The organism is Saccharopolyspora antiqui (assembly GCF_052246905.1).
In the GTDB taxonomy this organism is placed as follows: Bacteria; Actinomycetota; Actinomycetes; order Mycobacteriales; family Pseudonocardiaceae; genus Saccharopolyspora.
Map to the genome: position 1 here is coordinate 38,460 of NZ_JBQQBO010000003.1, position 21,907 is coordinate 60,366.

Annotated in this window: 19 protein-coding genes; 7 read left to right on the top strand and 12 right to left on the bottom strand. The window is 70.4% G+C overall.

Annotated features, from left to right (window positions below):
• Positions 1-21: 21 nt before the first annotated feature.
• The 6 genes from pgl to tkt all read right to left on the bottom strand — a co-directional run bounded on the left by pgl (position 22) and on the right by tkt (position 8,338).
• The gene (pgl, locus tag ACTWQN_RS07200) at positions 22-786 is read right to left on the bottom strand and encodes a 6-phosphogluconolactonase (RefSeq protein WP_443202548.1); all 765 of its coding nucleotides are present in this window, start codon (positions 784-786) and stop codon (positions 22-24) included.
• Positions 783-1,739 (bottom strand): glucose-6-phosphate dehydrogenase assembly protein OpcA, encoded by a 957-nt coding sequence (gene opcA, locus ACTWQN_RS07205; protein WP_443202549.1) that lies wholly within the window; start codon positions 1,737-1,739, stop codon positions 783-785. The genes pgl and opcA overlap by 4 nt, the downstream gene beginning before the upstream one ends.
• Positions 1,736-3,271: a glucose-6-phosphate dehydrogenase gene (zwf, locus tag ACTWQN_RS07210; protein ID WP_443202550.1), complete on the bottom strand. Its 1,536-nt coding sequence runs from the start codon at positions 3,269-3,271 to the stop codon at positions 1,736-1,738. The genes opcA and zwf overlap by 4 nt, the downstream gene beginning before the upstream one ends.
• Positions 3,268-4,917, bottom strand: a complete 1,650-nt coding sequence (locus tag ACTWQN_RS07215) for a phosphoglucose isomerase-related protein (RefSeq protein WP_443202551.1) — start codon at positions 4,915-4,917, stop codon at positions 3,268-3,270. Before ACTWQN_RS07215 ends, zwf begins: the two co-directional genes overlap by 4 nt.
• A gap of 230 nt (positions 4,918-5,147) precedes the next feature.
• Positions 5,148-6,254, bottom strand: coding sequence for a transaldolase (gene tal, locus ACTWQN_RS07220; RefSeq protein ID WP_443202552.1), 1,107 nt, complete (start codon positions 6,252-6,254; stop codon positions 5,148-5,150).
• Positions 6,255-6,268: 14 nt separating this feature from the next.
• Positions 6,269-8,338, bottom strand: coding sequence for a transketolase (tkt, locus tag ACTWQN_RS07225; protein ID WP_443202553.1), 2,070 nt, complete (start codon positions 8,336-8,338; stop codon positions 6,269-6,271).
• A 519-nt stretch (positions 8,339-8,857) separates the two neighbouring features.
• Here tkt and ACTWQN_RS07230 point away from each other — a divergent pair.
• Positions 8,858-9,793 carry a heme o synthase gene (locus ACTWQN_RS07230; protein ID WP_443202554.1) on the top strand — a complete coding sequence of 312 codons (936 nt, stop codon included), beginning with the start codon at positions 8,858-8,860 and terminating at the stop codon, positions 9,791-9,793.
• Between the two features lie 296 nt (positions 9,794-10,089).
• Here ACTWQN_RS07230 and ACTWQN_RS07235 read toward each other — a convergent pair whose 3' ends face one another.
• On the bottom strand, positions 10,090-11,058 hold the full coding sequence (locus ACTWQN_RS07235) for a quinone oxidoreductase family protein (protein ID WP_443202555.1): 969 nt from the start codon (positions 11,056-11,058) through the stop codon (positions 10,090-10,092).
• Positions 11,059-11,225: 167 nt separating this feature from the next.
• Between ACTWQN_RS07235 and ACTWQN_RS07240 the strand changes: the two genes are divergently transcribed.
• The 3 genes from ACTWQN_RS07240 to ACTWQN_RS07250 all read left to right on the top strand — a co-directional run bounded on the left by ACTWQN_RS07240 (position 11,226) and on the right by ACTWQN_RS07250 (position 13,006).
• Positions 11,226-11,546: a hypothetical protein gene (locus ACTWQN_RS07240; RefSeq protein ID WP_443202556.1), complete on the top strand. Its 321-nt coding sequence runs from the start codon at positions 11,226-11,228 to the stop codon at positions 11,544-11,546.
• Entirely contained in the window at positions 11,543-12,424 is an 882-nt protein-coding gene (locus ACTWQN_RS07245; RefSeq protein ID WP_443202557.1) for an ATP-grasp domain-containing protein, read from the top strand. Before ACTWQN_RS07240 ends, ACTWQN_RS07245 begins: the two co-directional genes overlap by 4 nt.
• Positions 12,425-12,517: 93 nt before the next feature.
• Complete coding sequence (locus ACTWQN_RS07250; protein ID WP_443202558.1) at positions 12,518-13,006, top strand: GbsR/MarR family transcriptional regulator; 489 nt, start codon at positions 12,518-12,520, stop codon at positions 13,004-13,006.
• Positions 13,007-13,101: 95 nt separating this feature from the next.
• On the opposite strand, the gene ACTWQN_RS07255 is transcribed toward ACTWQN_RS07250, so the two are convergent.
• The 5 genes from ACTWQN_RS07255 to mptB all read right to left on the bottom strand — a co-directional run bounded on the left by ACTWQN_RS07255 (position 13,102) and on the right by mptB (position 18,333).
• Positions 13,102-14,064, bottom strand: coding sequence for a COX15/CtaA family protein (locus tag ACTWQN_RS07255; protein ID WP_443202559.1), 963 nt, complete (start codon positions 14,062-14,064; stop codon positions 13,102-13,104).
• A gap of 56 nt (positions 14,065-14,120) precedes the next feature.
• Positions 14,121-14,972, bottom strand: coding sequence for an SCO6745 family protein (locus tag ACTWQN_RS07260; protein ID WP_443202560.1), 852 nt, complete (start codon positions 14,970-14,972; stop codon positions 14,121-14,123).
• Between the two features lie 45 nt (positions 14,973-15,017).
• The gene (locus tag ACTWQN_RS07265; protein WP_443202852.1) at positions 15,018-15,734 is read right to left on the bottom strand and encodes an ABC transporter permease; all 717 of its coding nucleotides are present in this window, start codon (positions 15,732-15,734) and stop codon (positions 15,018-15,020) included.
• 89 nt (positions 15,735-15,823) lie between these two features.
• Positions 15,824-16,759 carry an ABC transporter ATP-binding protein gene (locus ACTWQN_RS07270; RefSeq protein ID WP_443202561.1) on the bottom strand — a complete coding sequence of 312 codons (936 nt, stop codon included), beginning with the start codon at positions 16,757-16,759 and terminating at the stop codon, positions 15,824-15,826.
• A gap of 11 nt (positions 16,760-16,770) precedes the next feature.
• On the bottom strand, positions 16,771-18,333 hold the full coding sequence (gene mptB, locus ACTWQN_RS07275; protein ID WP_443202562.1) for a polyprenol phosphomannose-dependent alpha 1,6 mannosyltransferase MptB: 1,563 nt from the start codon (positions 18,331-18,333) through the stop codon (positions 16,771-16,773).
• Between the two features lie 84 nt (positions 18,334-18,417).
• Between mptB and ACTWQN_RS07280 the strand changes: the two genes are divergently transcribed.
• The 3 genes from ACTWQN_RS07280 to sufD are packed head-to-tail and all read left to right on the top strand — an operon-like array spanning position 18,418 to position 21,906.
• Entirely contained in the window at positions 18,418-19,260 is an 843-nt protein-coding gene (locus ACTWQN_RS07280) for a helix-turn-helix transcriptional regulator (protein ID WP_443202563.1), read from the top strand.
• Positions 19,257-20,720, top strand: coding sequence for a Fe-S cluster assembly protein SufB (gene sufB, locus ACTWQN_RS07285; protein WP_443202564.1), 1,464 nt, complete (start codon positions 19,257-19,259; stop codon positions 20,718-20,720). The genes ACTWQN_RS07280 and sufB overlap by 4 nt, the downstream gene beginning before the upstream one ends.
• A 1-nt stretch (position 20,721) precedes the next feature.
• Positions 20,722-21,906, top strand: a complete 1,185-nt coding sequence (gene sufD / locus ACTWQN_RS07290; protein WP_443202565.1) for a Fe-S cluster assembly protein SufD — start codon at positions 20,722-20,724, stop codon at positions 21,904-21,906.
• The last annotated feature ends 1 nt before the right edge of the window (position 21,907 follow it).

Here is a 21,907-nt window from a genome sequence, read left to right on the forward strand (position 1 = left end):
GGTGCCCCTCACCTCGAAAAGTCAGCTGCCGGTGGGGATGGCTGAGGCTGCTTGGCGGTCCAGGAGCCAGAGGGTTCGGGTGCGGCCGCGGGCTCCCGCCGCCGGGATGTCGACCGGTTTCGCACCGCCCAGCGCTGCGGCCACCGGGTCGGCCTTGGCGGCGCCGGTGGTCATCAGCCACACCTCCGATGCGGCTTGGATCGCCGGAAGCGTGAGGGAAATCCGGGTCGGCGGTGGCTTCGGGCAGTCGTGCACCCCCACCACCGTCCGCTCGGTCTCCTGCACGTAGGGCGTGTCCGGGAAAAGCGACGCCGTGTGGCCCTCCTCGCCGACGCCCAGCAGCAGCACGTCGAAGTGCGGCACCGCGATGTCGGTCGCCCGCGAGGCCGTGGTCGCCAACACCTCCGCGTAGTGCGCCGCCGCGGCGTCGGCGTCCGCGCCGAACTTGCCGTCCGAAGGGGCCATCGGATGCACCCGCAGCGGGTCCACGGCGACGTGGTCCAGCAGTGCGTGGCGGGCCTGGGTGGCGTTTCGGTCCGGGTCGCCGTCCGGCAGGAACCGCTCGTCGCCCCAGTAGATGTCGACGTTCGCCCAGTCCACCGCCTCCCGGGCGGGGGAGAGGTGCAGCTGTTCGAGCACGCCGATACCGGTGCGACCACCGGTGAGCACCACCGACGCGACACCGTGCGCGGCCTGGGCGTCGACCAGCTTGGTGATCAACCGCGCCGCCGCGGCCGCCGCCAGCAGTTCGCCGGTGGCGTGCACGACGACATCGGGTCGGGTCATGCCTTCGCCCCGGTGTCTTCCGCCGGTTCCTCCTCGCCGCGCACGATGTTCGCCAACCCGTGCAGGGTGTTCTCGTAGATCTCGTCCGGGTCGAGGCGGCGCAGCTCCTCGGTGAGGCAGTCGCGCACCTCGCGGCGTTGCAACGCCACCCGCCGGTCCGGTTGGCCGGGCTGGGTCAGCGACCCGACCTTGCCGTCCGGGCGGACGATCTGCACGTCGCCCGATTCCCGCTCCAGGACCGCCGAGACGATGCCGGGGCCGCGCGGGTGGTCCAGCCGACGCACCGGAATCTTCAGGTAGCTGGCCAGCCACCCGGCCAGCAGATCGGTCGACGGCGAGTCCGCGGCGCCGGTCACCGTCGCGGCCGTGACCGGGTCGTGCGGCGGCAGGTCCAGCGCCGCCGCCAGCAGCGCGCGCCACGAGGTCAGCCGAGTCCAGGCCAGATCCGTGTCACCGTCCACATAGGACCGGACGCGTTTCTGCAGGGCGGCGATCGGGTCCGCTTCGGCCGCCGCGTCGGTGATCCGCCGGTGCGCCAGCACACCGATCGGATCCTTGGCGGGACTGTCCGGCGCATCGGTGGGCCACCAGGCCACCACCGGCGCGTCCGGCAGCAGCAGCGGCACCACCGAGCCCGCGCCCTCGTCGGCCAGCGGCCCGTACAGCCGCAGCACCACGACCTCCGACGCCCCGGCGTCGCCACCGATGCGGATCTGGGCGTCCAACCGGGGTGCGGCCTGGCGCGCCCCGCTGGCCACCACGATCACCCGGCACGGGTGCTCCCGGCTCGCGTCGTTGGCGGCCTGGATGGCCTTCTCCACCTCGGTGCCGTCCCCGGTGACGATCACCAGGGTCAGCACCCGGCCCAGCGCGACGGCACCACCGGTCTCGCGCAGTTCGACCAGCTTCTTGTTGACCTGCGAAGTGGTGGTGGACGGCAGATCGATGATCACGGTCGCCTCCAGGTGCGTCCGGTTCGGGCCAGCATCGCGTCCGCCGACGGCGGACCCCACGTCCCGGCCTTGTACGGCTCGGGCTTGCCGCGGGCCGCCCAGTGGTCCAGCACCGGGTCGAGGATCTCCCAGGACAGCTCGACTTCTTCGTTGACCGGGAACAGCGACGGCTCACCCAGCAGCACGTCCAGGATCAGCCGCTCGTAGGCCTCCGGCGAGGACTCGGTGAACGCGTGCCCGTAGCCGAAGTCCATGGTCACATCGCGCACCTCCATCGAGGTGCCCGGCACCTTCGCGCCGAAGCGCATCGTGATGCCCTCGTCCGGCTGCACCCGGATCACCAGGGCGTTCTGCCCGAGTTCCTCGGTCATCGTGGTGTCGAAGGGCAGGTGCGGGGCGCGCTTGAACACCACCGCGATCTCGGTGACCCGACGGCCCAGCCGCTTGCCGGAGCGCAGGTAGAACGGCACCCCGGCCCAGCGTCGGCTCGCCACTTCGAGGGTGATCGCCGCGTAGGTCTCGGTGGTCGAGTCGGAGGCGAAGCCGCCCTCCTCGTGCAGGCCCGGCACCAGCGAACCGCCCTGCCAGCCACCGGTGTACTGGCCGCGGGCGGTGGTCTCGTCGAACGGGCCGACCGGCTTGGTCGCCGACAGCACCTTCACCTTCTCCGCGCGCAGCGCCTGCGGGGAGAACGAAACCGGCTCCTCCATCGCGGTGAACGCCAGCAGTTGCAGCAGGTGGTTCTGGATCACGTCCCGCGCCGCGCCGATGCCGTCGTAGTAACCGGCGCGCCCACCCAGGCCGATGTCCTCGGCCATGGTGATCTGCACGTGGTCCACGTAGTTGGCGTTCCAGATCGGCTCGAACAGCTGGTTCGCGAAGCGCAGCGCCAGGATGTTCTGCACCGTCTCCTTGCCGAGGTAGTGGTCGATGCGGAACACCGACTCCTCGGGGAACACGTCGTTGACGATCTGGTTGAGCTGCTGCGCGCTGCGCAGGTCGTGGCCGAACGGCTTCTCGATGACCACCCGGCGCCAGCTGTCCTCGGACGGACTGGTCAGCCCGGATCGGGACAGCTGCTTGAGCACCGTCGGGAACGCCGAGGGCGGCACCGACAGGTAGAACGCGTGGTTGCCGCCGGTGCCCCGGTCGGCGTCGAGCTGCTTGACCGTGTCGGAGAGCCGGTCGAAGGCGGCGTCGTCGTCGAACGAGCCCGGCACGAACCGGATGCCCTCCGCCAGGCTGTCCCAGACGGTCTGCTTGAACGGCGTCCGCGCGTGCTCCTTGACCGCGTCGTAGACGACCTGGCCGAAGTCCTGGTCGGCCCAGTCGCGGCGGGCGAAGCCGGTCAGCGCGAAGCCCGGTGGCAGCAGGCCCCGGTTGGCCAGGTCGTAGATCGCGGGCATCAGCTTCTTGCGCGACAGGTCACCGGTCACGCCGAAGATCGTCAGCCCGCACGGGCCCGCGATCCGCGGCAACCGCTTGTCCCGCGGGTCGCGCAGCGGGTTGTGCCACTGGTCGCTCTGAGTCACGCCTGACCCTCCTGCCCCTGACCAACTTGGCCGTGCAGGTCCTGCACGGCCTTGACCAGCTCGACCAGTCCGGCCGCCCGGTCGGTGAGGTGCAGCCGCAGCACCGGTCGGTTCCGGTCGGCCAGCACCTGCCCGTCGCCCAACGCCTGGGCGCGCTGCAGCCCGGCCAGAGTGTACGGCCGATCCGGCACCGCCAAGTCGTGTTCCGGCGCACCTGTGATCTGCAGGAACACGCCGTTCTGGTGGCCGCCCTTGTGGTACTGGCCGGTGGAGTGCAGGAAGCGCGGCCCCCACCCGAACGTCGTCTGCAACCCGGTGCGGCGCGCCAACTCCGGGCGCAGCACTGCGGTCGAGGCGTCGTCGAGGCGATCCAAGTACGCCTGGATCGCCAGGTAGCCGCCGCGCGGCGCGGTGGCCAGGAACGCGCGCAGCGCCTCGGTCACGTTGCCCACCCCGGCCGAAAGCCACTCGCCGGAGGGGTGCACCTCGATCGAGCCGTCGACCAGCGCCGGAGTCGCGGCCGGGCCACCGGCCGCACCGTCCAGCAGCGCCCGCGCCGCCTTCTTCGCGGCCTCCACGTCCGGCTGGTCGAACGGGTTGATGCCCAGCAGCCGACCCGCCACCGCGGTGGCGAACTCCCACAGCAGGAACATGCCGCCCAGCGGGCCGGTGGTGCTGATCCGCGCACCCGGCACGCCCGGGCCGACCGCTACGGTCGTCGCATCGGCAGCGGCGTCGGCGAACCCGGGAGCGTCGGCGTTCTCCACGACGACCGGCAGCAGCCCGGTGCCGTTCTTGCCGGTGGACTCGGCGATCAGCTGCTCGACCCAGTCGCCGAAGCCCTTGATGCCGGAACCGGTGTCGGCGAACACGACCTTCTCGGCGCCCCCGGTGTGCGCCGCGCCCAGGGCCGCGCCCAGCCGCAGCGCCGGGTTGTTCTCGTCGTCGGCGCTCAGCCGCGGGAAAACGGCTGCCGCGTCATCCAGCAGGGCGGCGACATCGGCACCGGCCAGCCCGGCGGGCACCAGGCCGAAGGCGGTCAGCGCCGAGTAGCGGCCGCCGACGTGCGGGTCCGCGGTGAAGACCTTGCGGTAGCCCGCTTCGCGCGCCGCCGACTCCATCGGCGAACCGGGATCGGTGACCACGATGATGCGGGTCACAGGATCGATTCCGTTTTGCGAAAAAGCGTGCTCGAAGATTCGGCGGTGGCTGTCGGTCTCGACGGTGGTGCCCGACTTCGAGGAGACCACCAGCACGGTGCGTTCGAGATCACCGGACAGCGCGTCGGCGACCTGTCCGGGATCGGTGGTGTCCAGCACGACCAGCGGCACCCCGGCGGTCGCGGTGATCACCTCCGGCGCCAGCGATGAGCCGCCCATCCCGGCCAGCACGATCCGGTCCAGTCCCTCGGCGTGGAGTTCGGCGCGCAGCGCGTCGATTTCCGCGAGCAGCGGGCGGGAGCTTTCGTGCAGCGTGGTCCAGGACAGTCGGATGGATGCCTCGGCCTCGGCGTCCGGGCCCCACAGCGTGGCGTCCTGGGCGGCGAGCTTGCTGGCAACCGCATCGGCGGCCAGCCGCTCGACCAGCGCTCGGGCCTCGGCCGCTAGCGCCACATCGGAAATGTCGACAGAGGTTTCGGTTGCCATGTAAGTCCTTCAGCGCTTGATTCAGTTGGGCTCGAACCTGACTTCGCGGCAGCGGATTCGATCTCGGTGCCGGTCTTCGATCCCGCGCGCCGCGATGGCAGGGGATCCGCCGACCACAACGAGTTCGACGACAGGCTTCGCAAGCCGATTCCATGCGACCACAGTGTCGCCGATCCGGGCCGGTGCGGCAGGCGCGCACCGGCCCGGATCCCGGAGACTTCGACGGTTCGTTACTCGGCCTGCGCGAGCTGTTCGCTGACGGTTTGCAGCAGCTCGGCCCAGGACTTGTCGAACTTCTCGACGCCCTCGCGCTCCAGGACCGCGAACACGTCGTCCAAGTCGATGCCGATGGCGGCCAGCTCGTCGAAGACCTGCTGCGCGGCGGGGCCCGTGCCGCGGACCGTGTCGCCGCGCAGGTCGGCGTGGTCGGCGGTGGCCTTCAGCGTCGCCTCCGGCATGGTGTTCACCGTGTTCGGCGCGACCAGCTCGTCCACGTAACGCGTGTCGGAGTAGGCCGGGTCCTTCACACCGGTGGATGCCCACAGTGGACGCTGCGGCTTGGCGCCGACGGCCTCCAGCGCCTTCCAGCGCTCGGTGCCGAACATCTCCTCGTAGGCGGCGTAGGCCAGCCGGGCGTTGGCGATCGCGGCCTTGCCGCGCAGCCGGTCACCGCCGGAGATCTTCGCCAGCCGCTTGTCGATCTCGGTGTCCACCCGGGACACGAAGAACGACGCGACGGAGGAGATCTGGCTGATGTCGTGGCCGTTGGCCTTGGCCTGCTCCAGCCCGGCCAGGAACGCGTCCATCACCTCGCGGTAGCGCTGCACCGAGAAGATCAGCGTCACGTTGACGCTCACGCCCTCGGCCAGCACCCGGGTGATCGCGGGCAGACCCGCCAGGGTCGCCGGGATCTTGACCATCAGGTTCGGCCGGTCCACGGCCTTCCACAGGTCAACGGCCTCGGCCACGGTGCGATCGGTGTCGTGCGCCAGCCGCGGGTCGACCTCCAGGGAAACCCGGCCGTCGACGCCGCCGGTGGACTCGTAGACGTTGCGGAAGATGTCCGCGGCGTCCCGGACGTCGGTGGTGGTCAGCTCGCGCACCGTGTCGTCCACGCTCGCGCCGCGGGCCGCCAGCTCGCGCACCTTGCCGTTGTAGTCGGCGGCGTTGGACAGCGCGTTGGCGAAGATCGTCGGGTTGCTGGTCACCCCGACGACGGCCTTGTCGGTGATCAGCTCGGCGAGGTTGCCCGAGGAGATCCGCTGGCGGGACAGGTCGTCCAGCCAGATCGATACCCCGGCCTCGCTGAGCGCCTTGAGGTTCGGGTTGGTGGTCACAGGAATTCCTCCGCTCACGCCTGCTCGACGTTGCTCAGGCTGCGCCGGGCCGCCGCGACAACGGCGTCCACGGTGATGCCGAACTCGGTGTAAAGGGTCTTGTAGTCGGCCGAGGCGCCGAAGTGCTCGATGGACACCGACTCACCGGCGTCCTTGACGAACCGGTACCACGGCATCGCGATGCCCGCCTCGACCGAGACGCGGGCCTTGACCGCGCCCGGCAGCACCTGCTCCCGGTAGGCCTCGTCCTGCGCGTCGAACCACTCCACGCACGGCATCGACACCACACGAGTGGCAACGCCCTCGGACTCCAGGATCTTCCTGGCCTCGACGGCGAGCTGGACCTCGGAGCCGGTGCCGATCAGCACCACCTGCGGCGCACCGCTGCCTGCCTCGGCCAGCACGTAACCGCCCTTGGCGACGCCGTCGGCGGCCACGCCCTCCAGGGTAGGCACGCCCTGGCGGGTCAACGCCAGACCGGCCGGGCCGCTCGGGTCCTCCAGGATCGCCTTCCAAGCGGCCGCGGTCTCGTTGGCGTCCGCCGGGCGGACCAGCGAGAAGCCGGGGATCGCGCGCAGCGCCGCGAGGTGCTCGATCGGCTGGTGCGTCGGGCCGTCCTCGCCCAGGCCGATCGAGTCGTGCGTCCACACGTAGATGGCCGGGGCCTTCATCAGCGCGGCCAGCCGGACGGCCGGGCGCATGTAGTCGCTGAACACCAGGAAGGTGCCGCCGTAGGGGCGGGTGCCGCCGTGCAGCGCGATGCCATTGAGGATCGCGCCCATCGCGTGCTCGCGGATGCCGAAGTGCAGCGTCCGGCCGTACGGGTTGGCGCTCCAGCTGCCGGTGGAGATCGACTCCGGGCCGAACGAGTCAGCGCCCTTGATCGTGGTGTTGTTGCTCTCCGCCAGGTCGGCCGAACCGCCCCACAGCTCGGGCAGCACGTCGGCCAGCGCGGCCAGCACCTCGCCGGAGGCCTTGCGGGTGGCCACCGCCTTGCCGTCGGCCTCCCAGGTCGGCAGCTTCTGCTGCCAACCGGCGGGCAGCTCGCGGGTGCTCAGCCGGTCCAGCAGGGCCTTGCGCTCCGGATTGGCCGCCGCCCACTTGTCGAAGGCGACCTGCCACTCGGTGTGCGCGGCCTGGCCCCGCGCGACGACCTCGCGGGCGTGCGTCAGCACCTCGGTGTCGACCTGGAACGACTGGGCCGGGTCGAAGCCCAGGGCTTGCTTGACCCCGGCCACCTCGTCGGCGCCCAGCGCGGCACCGTGCGCCTTGCCGGTGTTCATCTTGGTCGGCGCCGGGTAGCCGATCACGGTGCGCAGCACGATCATTGTCGGCCGGGTCGTCTCCGCCTTGGCCGACTCGATGGCCGCCAGCAGGCCCTGGACGTCCTCGCCGCCGTGCACCGTGACGACGTGCCAGCCGTAGGCCTCGTAGCGCTTGGCGGTGTCCTCGGACAGCGCGATGCGGGTGTCGTCCTCGATGGAGATCTCGTTGGCGTCGTAGATCACCGTGAGGTTGCCCAACTGCTGGGTACCGGCCAGCGACGACGCCTCGGAGGTGATGCCCTCCTCGATGTCGCCGTCGGAGGCGATCACGTAGATGTGGTGGTCGAACGGGCTGTCACCCGGCGCGGTCTCCGGGTCGTACAGGCCGCGCTCGCGGCGGGCGGCCATCGCCATCCCGACCGCGGTGGCCAGGCCCTGGCCCAGCGGGCCGGTGGTGGTCTCCACCCCGGCGGTGTGCCCGTACTCCGGGTGGCCCGGCGTCTTCGAACCCCACTTGCGCAGCGACTTCAGGTCGTCCAGTTCGAGGCCGTAGCCCGACAGGAACAGCTGCACGTACAGGGTCAGGCTCGAATGTCCAGCCGACAGCACGAACCGGTCGCGGCCGATCCAGTTCGGGTCGCTGGGGTCGTGTCGCAGGACGCGCTGGAACAAGGCGTAGGCGGCGGGGGCCAGGCTCATCGCGGTGCCCGGGTGTCCGCTTCCGCAGTGCTCCACAGCATCGGCGGCCAGCACCCGCGCGGTGTCCACGGCGCGCTGATCCAGTTCGGTCCAGTCTTCGGGCAGTCGCTTGGTGGTCAAGCGGGCAAGGTCGTCGGTGACGGACACGGACGCAGCTCCAGTTTTTTCCCTCGGCGGTGAATGCGGTCGCTGGACCGATTCGAACCGCGGTTATCCCTCGTCCGACGGGCAGCCTAGTCGTGTCCGATCAGCCACGTGCCGACCCGTCTGAATTGATGTCTCCCCGCTCATCGGGATGCCCCGGAGTGCGGGATGCCCCATTGTCCCGGGGTCACGATCGCGCCGTTCGGCCGATACCGGAGACCCGGCCGAAACCTGCCGTGCCCTGCGACTTCACGCAAGATGGCGACTTTGCGCAAGATGGGACGTCGCGCTGCGCGCGGCCATTGATCGAGACCTCCTCCAGGATAGCGGGAAAGGGGCGTGACCAGGGCCACCCGGCACCCGCGCGAGGGTGCCTTCAGTAGCGCGCCTACTATTGCGCGGCGGTCCAATTCCGCGTGGTGCGCGCACTTCCGGGTTGGTCCAGGTCGTCGGAAATGCCGTTAGGAGTGCCATGTCGCCGGTGAGCGCAGCGTCGTGACGACCGCCGTCGACGCCCCCCGGACACGGCGTGCTCGGCGGCCCGTTGAGCTGCTGAAAGCCTATGCCGGGTTGATCAAACCGCGGGTCATCGAACTGCTGCTGGTGACCACCATCCCGGCGATGCTGCTGGCCGCGCGCGGCATCCCGTCGCCATGGCTGGTGCTCGCCACGCTGGTCGGCGGCACCATGGCGGCGGGCAGCGCGAACGCGCTGAACTGCGTCGCCGATGTGGATATTGATCAGGTGATGAAGCGCACCCGGGCCCGCCCGCTGGTGCGGCACACCGTGTCGAACCGGCACGCGCTGATCTTCGGCATCGCGCTCGGCGTGGCGTCCTTCGGCTGGTTGTGGGCGACGACGAACCTGCTGGCCGCTTCGCTGGCGGTCGGGACCATCCTGTTCTACGTCTTCGTCTACACCCTGGTGCTCAAGCGGCGCACCGCGCAGAACATCGTCTGGGGCGGTGCGGCGGGCTGCATGCCGGTGGTGATCGGCTGGGCCGGGGTGACCGGCCGGGTGGACTGGCCCGCGCTGGTGATGTTCGGGGTGATCTTCTTCTGGACCCCGCCGCACACCTGGTCGCTGGCCATGAAGTACAAGGACGATTACGAGCGCGCCGGGGTCCCGATGCTGCCGGTGGTGGCCCGCCCGACGTACGTGTCCCGGCAGATCGTGGTGTTCACCTGGCTGATGGTGGTCTGGACGCTGCTGCTGGCCCCGGCCACCGGCTGGCTGTACACGGCGTTCGCGGTGCTCGCGGGCGGGTGGTTCCTCTACCTGGCGCACCGGCTGCACGCGGCCACCAAGCGCGGCGAGAAGACCAAGCCGATGAAGCTGTTCCACATGTCCAACACGTATCTGATGATCGTGTTCGTGGCCCTGGCCGTGGATTCGGCCCTCGGCCTCCCGATCCTCGGCTGGCCCTTCTGATTCCCGCGCTATTTCGCGAGGAATTGCGATATTCAACCGAGCAAGCGCGCATTTCGTGGAATTGCGATCCGGCGCTAGCGCTTTCGGGGCCGCTGTTACGGCGGCGACCAGCCGCAGGTAGGCGATGATCGTCCACCGCAGCGCGACGGTCGGTGCGCCTGGCCGCGTCGTCGAATCCGGTTCCCGCGCCGCCGTTCTCCGTTCGGGTGAGAGGTGAGGGGCACCTTCTACCAACTAACTTGGTGGAAGGTGCCCTTCACCTCGGTTGCTGCCCGCACCCCGTCGGAATGGGTTGGTTATGGGAGCAGGAGGAGTTTTCCGGTGGTGCGGCGGCCCTCCAGGTCTTCGTGGGCGCGGCGGGCTTCGGCGAGCGGGTAGGTGGCGCCGATGCGGATCTTGAGGGTGCCGGTGGTGATCCAGTTGAACAGTTCACCCGCGCGCCAGTCCAGCTCGTCGCGGGTCAGGATGTGGTGGGCAAGGCTGGGGCGGGTCAGGAACAGCGAACCGCCCGCGTTCAACCGCTGCGGGTCCACCGGCGGCACCGGGCCGCTGGACGCGCCGAAGAGCGCGAGCGTGCCGCGCGGGCGCAGGCTGGCCAGGCTCGCGTCGAAGGTGGTCTTGCCGACCCCGTCGTAGACGACGTCCACGCCGCGGCCGTCGGTGAGGTCCTCGACCTCCTTGGCCACGTCCTCCTCGGTGTAGCGGATGATCTCGTCGGCCCCCGCCCGCCGGGCCAGCTCTTCCTTCTCCGGCGTGGACACCGTGCCGATCACGTTGCCGCCGCGAGACTTGATCAACTGGGTGAGCAGCAGGCCCATGCCGCCGGCCGCGGCGTGCACCAGGGCGGTTTCGCCGGTGCGCACCTGGTGCGTCGAGGTGACCAGGTAGTGCGCCGTCAGGCCTTGCAGCAGCGCGGCGGCCGCGGTCCGGTCGTCCACGCCGTCGGGCACCAGCACCGCCTTGTCAGCCGGGACCAGCGCCCGCTCCGCGTAGCTGCCCGGGGCCATCGCCCAGCCGACCCGGTCGCCGACCTGGAAGCCGGTGACGTCGGAGCCGACCGCGACGACCTTGCCCGCGCCTTCCGAACCGGGCGTGAACGGCAGCTTCATCTTGTAGATCCCGCTGCGCTGGTAGGTGTCGATGAAGTTCACCCCGGCCGCGGCGACCTCGACCAGGAGCTGACCGGGCTGCGGGTCGGGCGCCTCGACTTCGGTGTGCTCCAGGACCTCCGGTCCGCCGTTGGTCGCTACCCGAATCGCGCGCATGCTTTCTCCTTACCCCTGTCGTCATTGGGTGCAACTCGTCACACCGCCCCGATCTTCCCCCGAACCCACCCGGCAGTTGAACCCGCCCGCCGCCCGGGTCGAAGTGATCGGGTGTCGTGCGCAACGGTTTTTCCCGTCGTGCGGCGGAATTTGTTTATGATCCGGGCATGACGGCAGCCGACAAGGACACCGAGCAGACCGCCGCACCGCCGGCGAAGGCGATCGCCACCGCCAAGGCGTTCGTCGACGAGCACGGCGGCTCGGCGCGCGCGGTGGTGGAGAACTTGGGTCGGGCCGGTGCCCGGATCGTGCTGATCGGCGAGGACGGCCGGTTCGGCGACGTGCTGGTGCCCGATGTGGCCGTCGGTGCGGCACTGGTCGAGGCGGTCGACGGGCTGTCGCCGCACGAGTGGGACGGCGAGACGACCGCGGCGCTGAAGATCGGCGCCGCGCACCGCCGCAAGATGGCCGGACCGCGAGCCCGGTGATGGCGCGGGTGCTGCTGGCCAGTTGTGCCGAGCTGCCCGAATCCGATGGCGACGACACCGCGCTGCCCGCGGTGCTCGGGGAGGTCGGGGTGTCCGCCGGGTGGGCGCCCTGGGACGACCCGGCGGTCGACTTCGCCGCGGCCGACCTGGTGATCCTGCGGGCGACCTGGGACTACCCGGCGCGCCGCGCGGAGTTCCTGAAGTGGTGCGAGTCGGTGCCGAACCTGGCCAACCCGGCCGACGTGGTGCGCTGGAACACCGACAAGCACTACCTCGTCGATCTCGCCGCGTCCGGGCTGGACGTGGTGCCGACGCAGCTGATCGCGCCGGGCTCGGCGGCCGACTGGCCGGATGGGGAGTTCGTGCTGAAGCCGTCGGTCGGTGCCGGTTCGCGGGGCGCGGGCCGGTTCGGTCCGGGCTCGCTGGACGCCGCCCGCGAGCATCTCGACGGGCTGCACGCCGATTCGCACGTCGTGGTCCTCCAGCCCTACCAGGAGGCGGTGGACCGGGAGGGGGAGACCGCGCTGGTCTTCCTCGGCGGCGCCTATTCGCACGCGTTCGTCAAGGGCGCGATGCTGTCGGAATCCGCTGCGCTGGACGACTCGGGGCTGTTCGTCGGCGAGACCCTGCGGCCGGTCGTCCCGGAACCGGCGCTGCGCCGCGCGGCCGAGGACGCGATGGACGGGCTCGGTGCGTTCCTCGGAACGGACCGCCGGGAACTGCTCTACGCGCGGGTCGATCTGGTCCGCGCGTCGGACGGTAGGCCGCTGCTGCTGGAGTTGGAGCTCGCCGAGCCGTCGCTGGGCTTCCAGCAGACCGACGGCGGCGCCCAACTGCGGTTCGCCTCAGCGGTCCGGGCCGCCTTGGCCAGGCGCTGAAACTTCCCGACACGCCCGCGGGTGTTGCTTGGCCAATACCTTCGCTGTGGTCTATTTTTTCAGCGAGGGCTAAATCGATCACCTGGAGTCGTCGTGTCCGACTACTTGCAGCGCACCGACCGGCCAGCCATGTCGGAGTGGATCGAACAGATGGCGGCGCACTTCGAGGCCACCGAGGGCATGCCGCTGATCGCCGGCCGGATCCTGGCGTTCCTGCTGATCTGCGACCCGCCGGAGCGCACCGCGGCGGAGCTGTCCCACGGGCTGGCCGCCAGCACCGGATCGATCAGCACCAACGTGCGGCTGCTCATGCGGCTCGGCGTGATCTCGAAGACCACCAGGCAGGGCCGCGAGGCGGCGCTGTACCGGGTGGAGGAGGACCGGTGGCCGGAACTGGTGCGGCAGCGGATGCAGCGGGTGACCGCGCTCGAAGAGCTCACCGGGCAGGGCCTGCGGATGTTCAGCGGCCAGGGCGAACGGGCCCGCCGCCTGCGCAAGGTCAACGAGTTCTACCAGTGGCTCTCCGGCGAGATGCCGGATCTGTGGCGGCGCTGGGAACGCGAAGGCAAACGACTCTCGTGACCGGCGGCGTGGTGGGCGATTTCGCGCTTGGTTCGCTACCCGCACCGCCACGCAGAACGAGTTCGAGGACAGGATTTGACCGGAATCACACGGCGTCAGGCGGCGACGGATTCCTTGGCGGTGGTCTTGGGCGTCGGCTCCGGCAGCGGGCCGCGGTAGCGGGACTCGCACCACAGCAGTGCGGTGATGATGATCACCAGCGTGGCGCACAGGACGTGCGCCACCACCATCACCTCGGGAACGCCGAGGTAGTACTGCACGGATCCGATCGCGCCCTGCACCAGCACCAGCACGCAGGCCGCGCCGTAGACCTTCAGCAGCGTCCTGGTCGGCCGCGCACCGCGCAGCCACACGCCGAACACCGCGAGCACCAGCACGTAGGCCATCACCAGCAGCCCGTGGAGCTCGACCAAGGTGGGCACCGGCAGCGCGAGTCGCGGGGTGTCCGGGTCACCGGCGTGCGGACCGGCAGCGGTGACCAGCGTGCCGAGCACCAGCACCGCCGCAGTGATCACCACGAGGGCGACCAGCAGCTTGCGCATCCTCGGCGGAACCACCCCGACCGGCCGCTGGTCGCCCTCGGTGGTCGCCTTGACCAGGACGGTGGCCAGCCAGATCAGCACCGCTGAGGCCATGAAGTGCACCGACACGCTCCACCAGGCCAGGTTCACCAGCACCGTCATGCCGCCGATGATCGCCTGCGCGATCACGCCCAGCGGCATCACCAGGGCCAGCCCCACGAGCCGACGCCGGTACGGCCGCACGCCCCAGGCGGCGAGCAAGCAGGCCAGCGCGATGAATCCGATCACGCCGGTCAGCATCCGGTTGCCGAACTCGATCACCTGGTGCAGCAGCGCGACCTCGGGGTGCTGCACCGGCACCATGCTGTCCGGGAAGCACTGCGGCCAGGTCGGGCAGCCGAGCCCGGAACCGGTGACGCGGACGATCACACCGGTCACCGCGATCAACGCCTGGGTCACCAGCACCGCGAGGGCCAGCACCCGCACAGCGCGTGGTGTCGGGCGGGAGATCCGGGAGATCATCGAGGTCGTGGGCACGACCTCGATGGTAGGACGCCCGGAAAACCGCCCGTTCGCAGGGCAGAACCCGGCGTTCAGCGCGTTCGGCGGAGTCCCTCGGGCATCGCGCCCGCCTGCAGCAGTGCCTTGCTGAGCTGGCCGCCGTTGCGGAACAGCTGCGCCGTCCCGGCTTCGCCGAGGGCCGACCAGGGGGCCACCGACATCGCGTCGGTGGCGGTTTCGATCTCCTCCCGCAGCGCGAGACCGGCCTCGGTGATCTCGCCTTCGGCGTCGACGAGCTCGCGCTCGCGGAGTTGCTGGACGGCCCGCGTCCACTGCTCGTCGGACCAGGAGCGGAGCTTCTTCGCCGAATCGGGCGTGAAACCACCGGCGATGGTGCTGTGCAGCGCGAGCGCCTGGATGCCGCTGAGCCCACCATGCTGCAGCGCGGCGATGTGCGCGTCGCCGCGGAACTCGCGCAGCAGCGTGACCGCGTGCCAGAGCTTCAGGTGCGGTTCGTCCGGCCACTCCAGGTCGGCGTGCGCGGCGTACAGCGGCTTGCCTTCCGGCGGGCACGCCTGCGCGGCTTCCCGGGCCAGTTCGGCGGATTCGGAGACGACGGCCGAGCTGATCGCGTCTTCGCCGAGCATTCGGCGCAGGGCCTCGTCGGCGGCTCGCAGCCGGGTGGCGAGCACGGCTTGCGGGGCGGCGATCGACCAGGCCTTGGGGATCGCGCGGGCGATGGATGCGGGGTTGAAGTTGTAGAAGGTCGCCGCGACCACTCCGGCGCAGACCGGGCCCATCGGGGCGGATCGCCCGGCGTAGTAGGACATCCGGCCGCGTTCCAGGCCGAGTTCGGCGAAACCGTCGGCGGTCTCGGGCGCGAAGTAGATCATGGCGTGGATCAGTTCCAGGGACTTCTTGGCCTGTCGCGCGATCTTCGTCATGCGCCACACCCTAGAACTGAGTTCCAGAATTGTCCTCGTTCTTGGTCAAGTCAGCCGGGTGGTGCGGATCGCCACCGCGCCGCAGACCGCGCCCCATGCCGCGAGGACCGCGATCGGCTGCAGACCGGGCAGCGCGCCCTGCACCAGGACCGCGTCGAGAGCCTCGGCGAGCGCCCCGGAGGGCAGGTATCCGGCGACCTGCCCGACCGGGCCGGGCAGATCGCTGGCGGGCAGCGCCACGCCACCGGCCAGCAGCAGCACGAACCAGATCGCATTGGCCACCGCGAGCACGATCTCGGCCCGCAGCGCGCCACCGACCAGCACCCCGGCCGCGCCGAAGGCGAGCGTGCCCAGCACCAGCAGCGGGATCGTCGGCAGCAGTCCGGAAAGCGCCGGTGACCAGCCCAAGAAGGCTGCCGCGATGCTCAGCACGACCGCCTGCAGGGCCACCACCACCAGCGTCGCCAGGACCCGGCCGGAGATCAGCGTCCAGCGCGGCAGCGCTGTCGCGGCCAGCCGTTTGAGCACGCCGTAGCGGCGGTCGAAGCCGAGCGCGATGGCCTGGCCGGTGAACGCCGTGGACATCACCGCCAGGGCCAGGATGCGCGGCATCACCGAGTCCACCCGCGGCTCCGGCACGTTGCCGATCTGCAGCGTGCTCAGCCCGATCAGCAGTGCCAGCGGGATGATCAGCGTCAACAACGCCTGCTCGCCGTGCCGGAGGATCAGCAGCGCCTCGATCTTGGTCTGCGCGGCCAGCATCCGCCCGGCGCGGCCCCGGCCGGGCGCGGGTGCGAACGTGCCGGGCGGGAACTGGGCGCCGAGTTGGGCGGGAGCGTTGGTCTCGGTGTTCACGATCGGAGCTCCCGTCCGGTCAGTTCCAGGAAGACGTCCTCCAAGCTGCGGCGGCTGACCCGGAGTTCCTGCGCGAGCACGCCGTGCTGCGCGCACCAGGCGGTCACCGTCGAGACCACCTGCGGGTCCACCACGCCGCGCACGACGTAGTCGCCGGGGCGCAGCTCGGTGGCCTGGCAGCCTTCCGGTAGCGCGGCCAGCAGCAGGTTCAGGTCCAGTCCGGGCTGGGAGCGGAAGCGCAATTCCTGCCTGCCGTCTTCGGGTTCGGTGAGCTCCTCGGCGGTGCCGTCGGCGACCGCGCGGCCGCGGTCCACGATCACCACCCGGTCGGCCAGCGCTTCGGCCTCGTCCATCAGGTGGGTCGTGAGCAGCACGCTCACGCCGTCCCGGCGCAGCGCGCCGACCAGGTCCCAGACCAGTCGCCGGGCCTGCGGATCCAGGCCCGCGGTGGGCTCGTCGAGGAACACCAGCTCGGGGCGGCCGATGAGGGCGCAGGCCAGCGACAGGCGTTGCTGCTGCCCGCCGGAAAGCCGCTTGTAGGGGGTGCGGCGGGCGGAGGTCAATCCGAGCACGTCCAGCAGCCAGGCGGGGTCCAGCGGGTTGGTGGCGCAGCAGGCGATCAGGTGCAGCATCTCGTCGGCGCGCACCCCGGGGTAGGCCCCGCCGCCCTGCGGCATCACGCCGATGCGCGGCCGCAGCGCCTCGGACTGGTCGCCCGGGTCCATGCCGAGCACGCGGACCTCGCCGCTGTCCGGGCGCTGGAAGCCCTCGCAGATCTCGACGGTGGTGGTCTTGCCCGCACCGTTGGGGCCGAGCAGCGCCAGGACGCTGCCGCGCGGCAGGCACAGGTCGAGTCCGGCAACGGCGACGGTGTCGCCGAAGCGCTTCTTCAGCCCCCGCAACCGGACGGCCGGACTGTCGACGTTGCTCACGACGTCCAAGCCTATTGCGTGACGGGCGGAACACCGCTGCGGGTCGGCAGCAGGCCGGGCACCTTGCCGCGCACCAGCCAGAGCGTGATCGCGAAGGCGACGGCCGCGGCGATCACCGCCAGCGGGATTTGGTAGGCGCGCAGCGGGAAGCCCGCGCCGGTCGGCGGTACCAGCAGCGAGACCGCGGCGCAGATCACCGCGGCGGTGGTCCGGAACCGGTTGCTGTTGGTGGACAGCGCCAGCGGCACCACCGACCACAGCAGGTACCAGGGCCACAGCACCGGCACCGCCAGCGCCAGGGTGAGGAAGGTGATGCCCATGGCGGTCAGCGGTTCGATGCGGCCGCGGAAGGACACCCACAGCATGCGCAGGCACACCACGGCGACGATCAGGTAGCCGATGATCTTGGTGATGACCAGCATCGCGTCGGTCTGGTTGCCCAGCCCGAGCAGTGCGCTGAGGCCGCCGCCGGTCATGCCGAACGCGGTCAGCGGCGCCATGAACGTCTTGACCCGGTTCGGCACGTCGAAGGTGTCGATCCAGCCGAGTCCCCAGCCGCTGGTCACCGTGATGATCGTCATGGTGGCCAGGAACACCGCGGCCAGCAGGGCGGCGACCTGCGCGAGGTCGCGGAACCGGCCGCCGCGGCGCAGCACCAGGTAGATCCCGAAGAAGCCCAGCGCTATCCAGCCCGGTGGTTTGATCGCCCCGGCGATGGTCAGCAGCACACCGGCGGCGATGGTGCCCGGCACGGTCTGGTAGCGCAGCCCGAGTTCGATGGCGGCCAGCATGATGCCGACCATCAGCGCCTCGTTGTGCATGCCGCTGACCACGTGGAACAGCACGATCGGGTTGGCCGCGCCGAGCCACAGCGCGGCGGCCGGGTGCACGCCGCAGCGGCGCGCCAGCCGGGGGATCGCCCAGATCGCCAGGGCCAGTCCGCACAGCATCACCGCGCGCCACACCAGCACCCCGAACACCACGTTGTCGCCGACGATCCGCGAGATGACCTGGCCGAACATCAGGAACAGCGGCCCGTACGGCGAGGGGGTGTCGCGCCAGATGTTGGGCACGTTGGCGGTGAACGGGTGGTCGACGCCGAGCGCGGCGGCCGAGCCGAGCACGTACGGGTTGAAGCCGCGCGCGGCCACTTCGCTCTGCGCCAGGTAGCTGTACATGTCGGTGCTGAACAGCGGTGGGGCCAGTGCGAGCGGCAGCGTCCACATGGCCAGCGTGCGGGCCAGTTGGGTGACCGACAGCATCCGGTCCCGGCCCGGCCAGCACAGCTTGCCCAGCCACAGCCAGGCGATGACGATCATCAGGATGCCCAGCCAGCAGCAGGCCATCGCCACGGTCGGGATCCGGGTGGGCAGGCCGATCAGTCGGGCCCCGGACAGCGGGTTGTCCACCGGGGCGGCCCCGGCGCCGATCGCGCCGACGGCCAGGACCAGGGATCCGGTGGTGCCGAACCGGCGGACGACGTCGAGCTGCCGCCGTTCGGTGCGGTCCAGGGGTGCCCCGGGGTGCGGCGCCGGACGGGCTGCCGCTGTCTGTTCCGTTTCGCCTGCCGCCACGACGCCGAAGCGTAATCGCGTGAGTCAGATCACGTGCCTGCCCCGCACTATGGTCCCCGGCCCTAAATAGGTAACATTCGTGTTGTGAAAAACGTCGGGACGCCTCCAACTGCCGCCGAAGTCGGTGCAGTGGCCGACGCGGTCACCGAGCCGGGCCCCGCGGCCCAGCCCGGCGCGGCCGCGTACGGAGACGGGCGTACCCGGCACGCGGTTGCGCGGTTGCTGCTGGAACGGGGGCCGATCGCCGCTGCGGCGGTGGCCGACGAACTCGGGTTGAGCCCCACCGCGGTACGTCGGCACCTCGACGTGCTGGTCGCCGAAGGTGAGGCCTACACCAGGGAGTCCTCGCCGCGAGGCCGTCGCGGTCGAGGCCGACCCGCGAAGTTGTTCCTGCTCACCGAGGTGGGCCGGGCGCGGTTCGGACACGCCTACGACGACCTGGCGGTGGCGGCGCTGCGGTTCATCGCCGAGCACGAGGGTGAGCGGGCGGTCCGCGAGTTCGCCGACCGGCGGATGGCCGAACTGGTGGCCAACCACCGGGAGGTGCTGGCGGCCGCGGCCAACCCGGCCGAGCGCGCGGAGGTCCTTGCCGACGCGCTCACCAGGGAGGGCTACGCTGCCTCGACGCGTAGCGTCGGAACCGGCGAACAGCTCTGCCAACACCACTGCCCGGTGGCGCACGTCGCTGCGGACTTCCCGCAGCTGTGCGAGGCCGAGACGGCGGCGTTCGCCGAAGTGCTCGGTACCCATGTGCAGCGGCTGGCCACCATCGCGAACGGTGATGCGGCCTGCACCACGCACGTACCAACCGCGCGGTTCGCGGATTCGGGCGGCGATTGCCCGGACCCCGCCCAGAAATCCGCTGGTCCAATCCCGAAGGATCAGTGGAGCACCGCCCCGATTCCTGATGGAGGGGAGTCCGTATGACTGCCGCTGCCGAGCAGCGCACACCCACCACGGCGCCCAACGCCTCTGGCCAGCTCAGCCAGGAAGAGACCCTCGCGACCTTGGGGGGTTACGAGTACGGCTGGGCCGACTCGGACGTCGCGGGCGCTGGTGCCCGCCGTGGTCTCAACGAGGACGTCGTCCGCGACATCTCGGGCAAGAAGGACGAGCCCGAGTGGATGCTTGAGGCCCGGCTGAAGGCGCTGCGGTTGTTCGACCGCAAGCCGATGCCGAACTGGGGCGCCGACCTGTCGGGGATCGACTTCGACAACATCAAGTACTTCGTCCGCTCCACCGAGCAGCAGGCCCAGACCTGGGAAGACCTGCCCGAGGACATCAAGAACACCTACGACAAGCTGGGCATCCCGGAGGCGGAGAAGCAGCGCCTGGTCGCGGGGGTGGCCGCGCAGTACGAGTCCGAGGTCGTCTACCACAAGATCCGCGAGGACTTGGAGGAGCAGGGCGTCATCTTCCTGGACACCGACACCGGTCTCAAGGAACACCCGGAGATCTTCAAGGAGTACTTCGGCTCGGTCATCCCGGCCGGGGACAACAAGTTCTCCGCGCTGAACACCTCGGTCTGGTCGGGTGGGTCGTTCATCTACGTGCCGCCGGGCGTGCACGTGGACATCCCGCTGCAGGCCTACTTCCGGATCAACACCGAGAACATGGGCCAGTTCGAGCGGACCCTGATCATCGTCGACGAGGGCGCTTACGTGCACTACGTCGAGGGCTGCACGGCGCCGATCTACTCCAGCGACTCGCTGCACTCGGCGGTGGTGGAGATCATCGTCAAGAAGGGCGGCCGCTGCCGGTACACGACCATCCAGAACTGGTCGACCAACGTCTACAACCTGGTCACCAAGCGGGCCAAGGCCGAAGAGGGCGCCACCATGGAATGGGTGGACGGCAACCTCGGTTCCAAGGTGACCATGAAGTACCCGTCGGTGTTCCTGATGGGCGAGCACGCCAAGGGCGAGGTGCTCTCGGTGGCCTTCGCCGGTGAGGGCCAGCACCAGGACGCGGGCGCGAAGATGGAGCACCTGGCGCCGCACACCTCCTCGACGATCGTGTCCAAGTCGATCGCGCGCGGCGGTGGCCGCACCTCCTACCGCGGCCTGGTCAAGGTCGCCAAGCGGGCGCACCACTCGTCGTCCAACGTCAAGTGCGACGCGCTGCTGGTGGACACCATCAGCCGCTCCGACACCTACCCGTACGTGGACGTCCGGGTCGACGACGTGTCGATGGGGCACGAGGCGACGGTGTCCAAGGTCAGCGAAGACCAGCTGTTCTACCTGATGCAGCGGGGCCTGACCGAGGACGAGGCGATGGCGATGATCGTGCGCGGCTTCGTCGAGCCGATCGCCCGCGAGCTGCCGATGGAATACGCGCTGGAACTGAACCGGCTGATCGAACTGCAGATGGAAGGGGCCGTCGGCTGAGATGAGCACCACCAAGACCGACGCCCAGCACGGCCTCGGCCAGCACTCGCACGGAGGCGGCACGGGCGTCCCGCAGTCCTCGCGCGGGGCCCGCTTCACCTCCTACGACGTCGAGGCGTTCGAGGTGCCCGGCGGCCGCGAGGAGGACTGGCGCTTCACGCCGATGAAGCGGCTCAAGGGCCTGCACGACGGCACCGCCACCGCCACCGGCAACATCAAGGTCGAGGTCATCGGCGCGGGTGCGTCGGTGGAGACCGTGGACCGCGACGACAAGCGGATCGGCGGCGGCGGGATCCCGTCGGACCGGATCGCCGCGCAGGCCTGGAGTTCTTTCACCGAGGCCACCGTGGTCACGGTGCCCAAGGACACCAAGCCCGCGGACCCGATCACCATCACGGTGCACGGTCCCGGTGCGGGCGAGGTCGCCTTCGGGCACCTGCAGGTGCGCGCCGAGCAGTTCGCCGAGGCCGTCGTGGTGATCGACTACCGCGGCTCCGGCACGCTGGGCGAAAACGTCGAGTTCGTCGTCGGCGACGGCGCGCAGTTGCGGATCGTTTCCGTGCACGACTGGGCCGACGACGCCACCCAGGTCAGCGCCGAGCACGCCCACCTGGGCCGCGACGCGGTGTTCCGGCACCTCGCCGTCACCCTCGGCGGCGACCTGGTGCGGGTCAACACGACCGTCACCTACGGCGATCGGGGCGGGGACGCCGAACTGCTCGGCCTGTACTTCGCCGACGCCGGGCAGCACCTGGAGCACCGGATGCTGGTGGACCACGCGGTGCCGAACTGCCGCAGCAACGTGCTCTACAAGGGGGCGCTGCAGGGCAACTCGGCGCACTCCGTGTGGATCGGCGATGTGCTGATCCGCGCCGCGGCCGAGGGCACCGACACCTACGAGCTCAACCGCAACCTGGTGCTGACCGAGGGCGCGCGGGCCGACTCGGTGCCGAACCTGGAGATCGAGACCGGCGAGATCGAAGGTGCCGGGCACGCCAGCGCCACCGGCCGGTTCGACGACGAGCAGCTGTTCTACCTGCAGGCCCGAGGCATCCCGCAGGACCAGGCCCGGCGCCTGGTGGTGCGCGGGTTCTTCGGCGAACTGCTGCAGAAGATCACGGTGCCCGCGGTCCGGGAGCGGCTGGAAGCCGCGATCGAGGCAGAACTCGCCGTCGTCGGCGCCTGAC

Bases quoted from the DNA above. Each gene is read 5' to 3' on its own strand.
- pgl (WP_443202548.1), bottom strand. From the start codon at position 786: ATGACCCGACCCGATGTCGTCGTGCACGCCACCGGCGAACTGCTGGCG.
- ACTWQN_RS07215 (WP_443202551.1), bottom strand. From the start codon at position 4,917: ATGGCAACCGAAACCTCTGTCGACATTTCCGATGTGGCGCTAGCGGCC.
- ACTWQN_RS07235 (WP_443202555.1), bottom strand. From the start codon at position 11,058: ATGCGCGCGATTCGGGTAGCGACCAACGGCGGACCGGAGGTCCTGGAG.
- ACTWQN_RS07240 (WP_443202556.1), top strand. From the start codon at position 11,226: ATGACGGCAGCCGACAAGGACACCGAGCAGACCGCCGCACCGCCGGCG.
- ACTWQN_RS07260 (WP_443202560.1), bottom strand. From the start codon at position 14,972: ATGACGAAGATCGCGCGACAGGCCAAGAAGTCCCTGGAACTGATCCAC.
- ACTWQN_RS07265 (WP_443202852.1), bottom strand. From the start codon at position 15,734: ATGCTGGCCGCGCAGACCAAGATCGAGGCGCTGCTGATCCTCCGGCAC.
- sufB (WP_443202564.1), top strand. From the start codon at position 19,257: ATGACTGCCGCTGCCGAGCAGCGCACACCCACCACGGCGCCCAACGCC.
- sufD (WP_443202565.1), top strand. From the start codon at position 20,722: ATGAGCACCACCAAGACCGACGCCCAGCACGGCCTCGGCCAGCACTCG.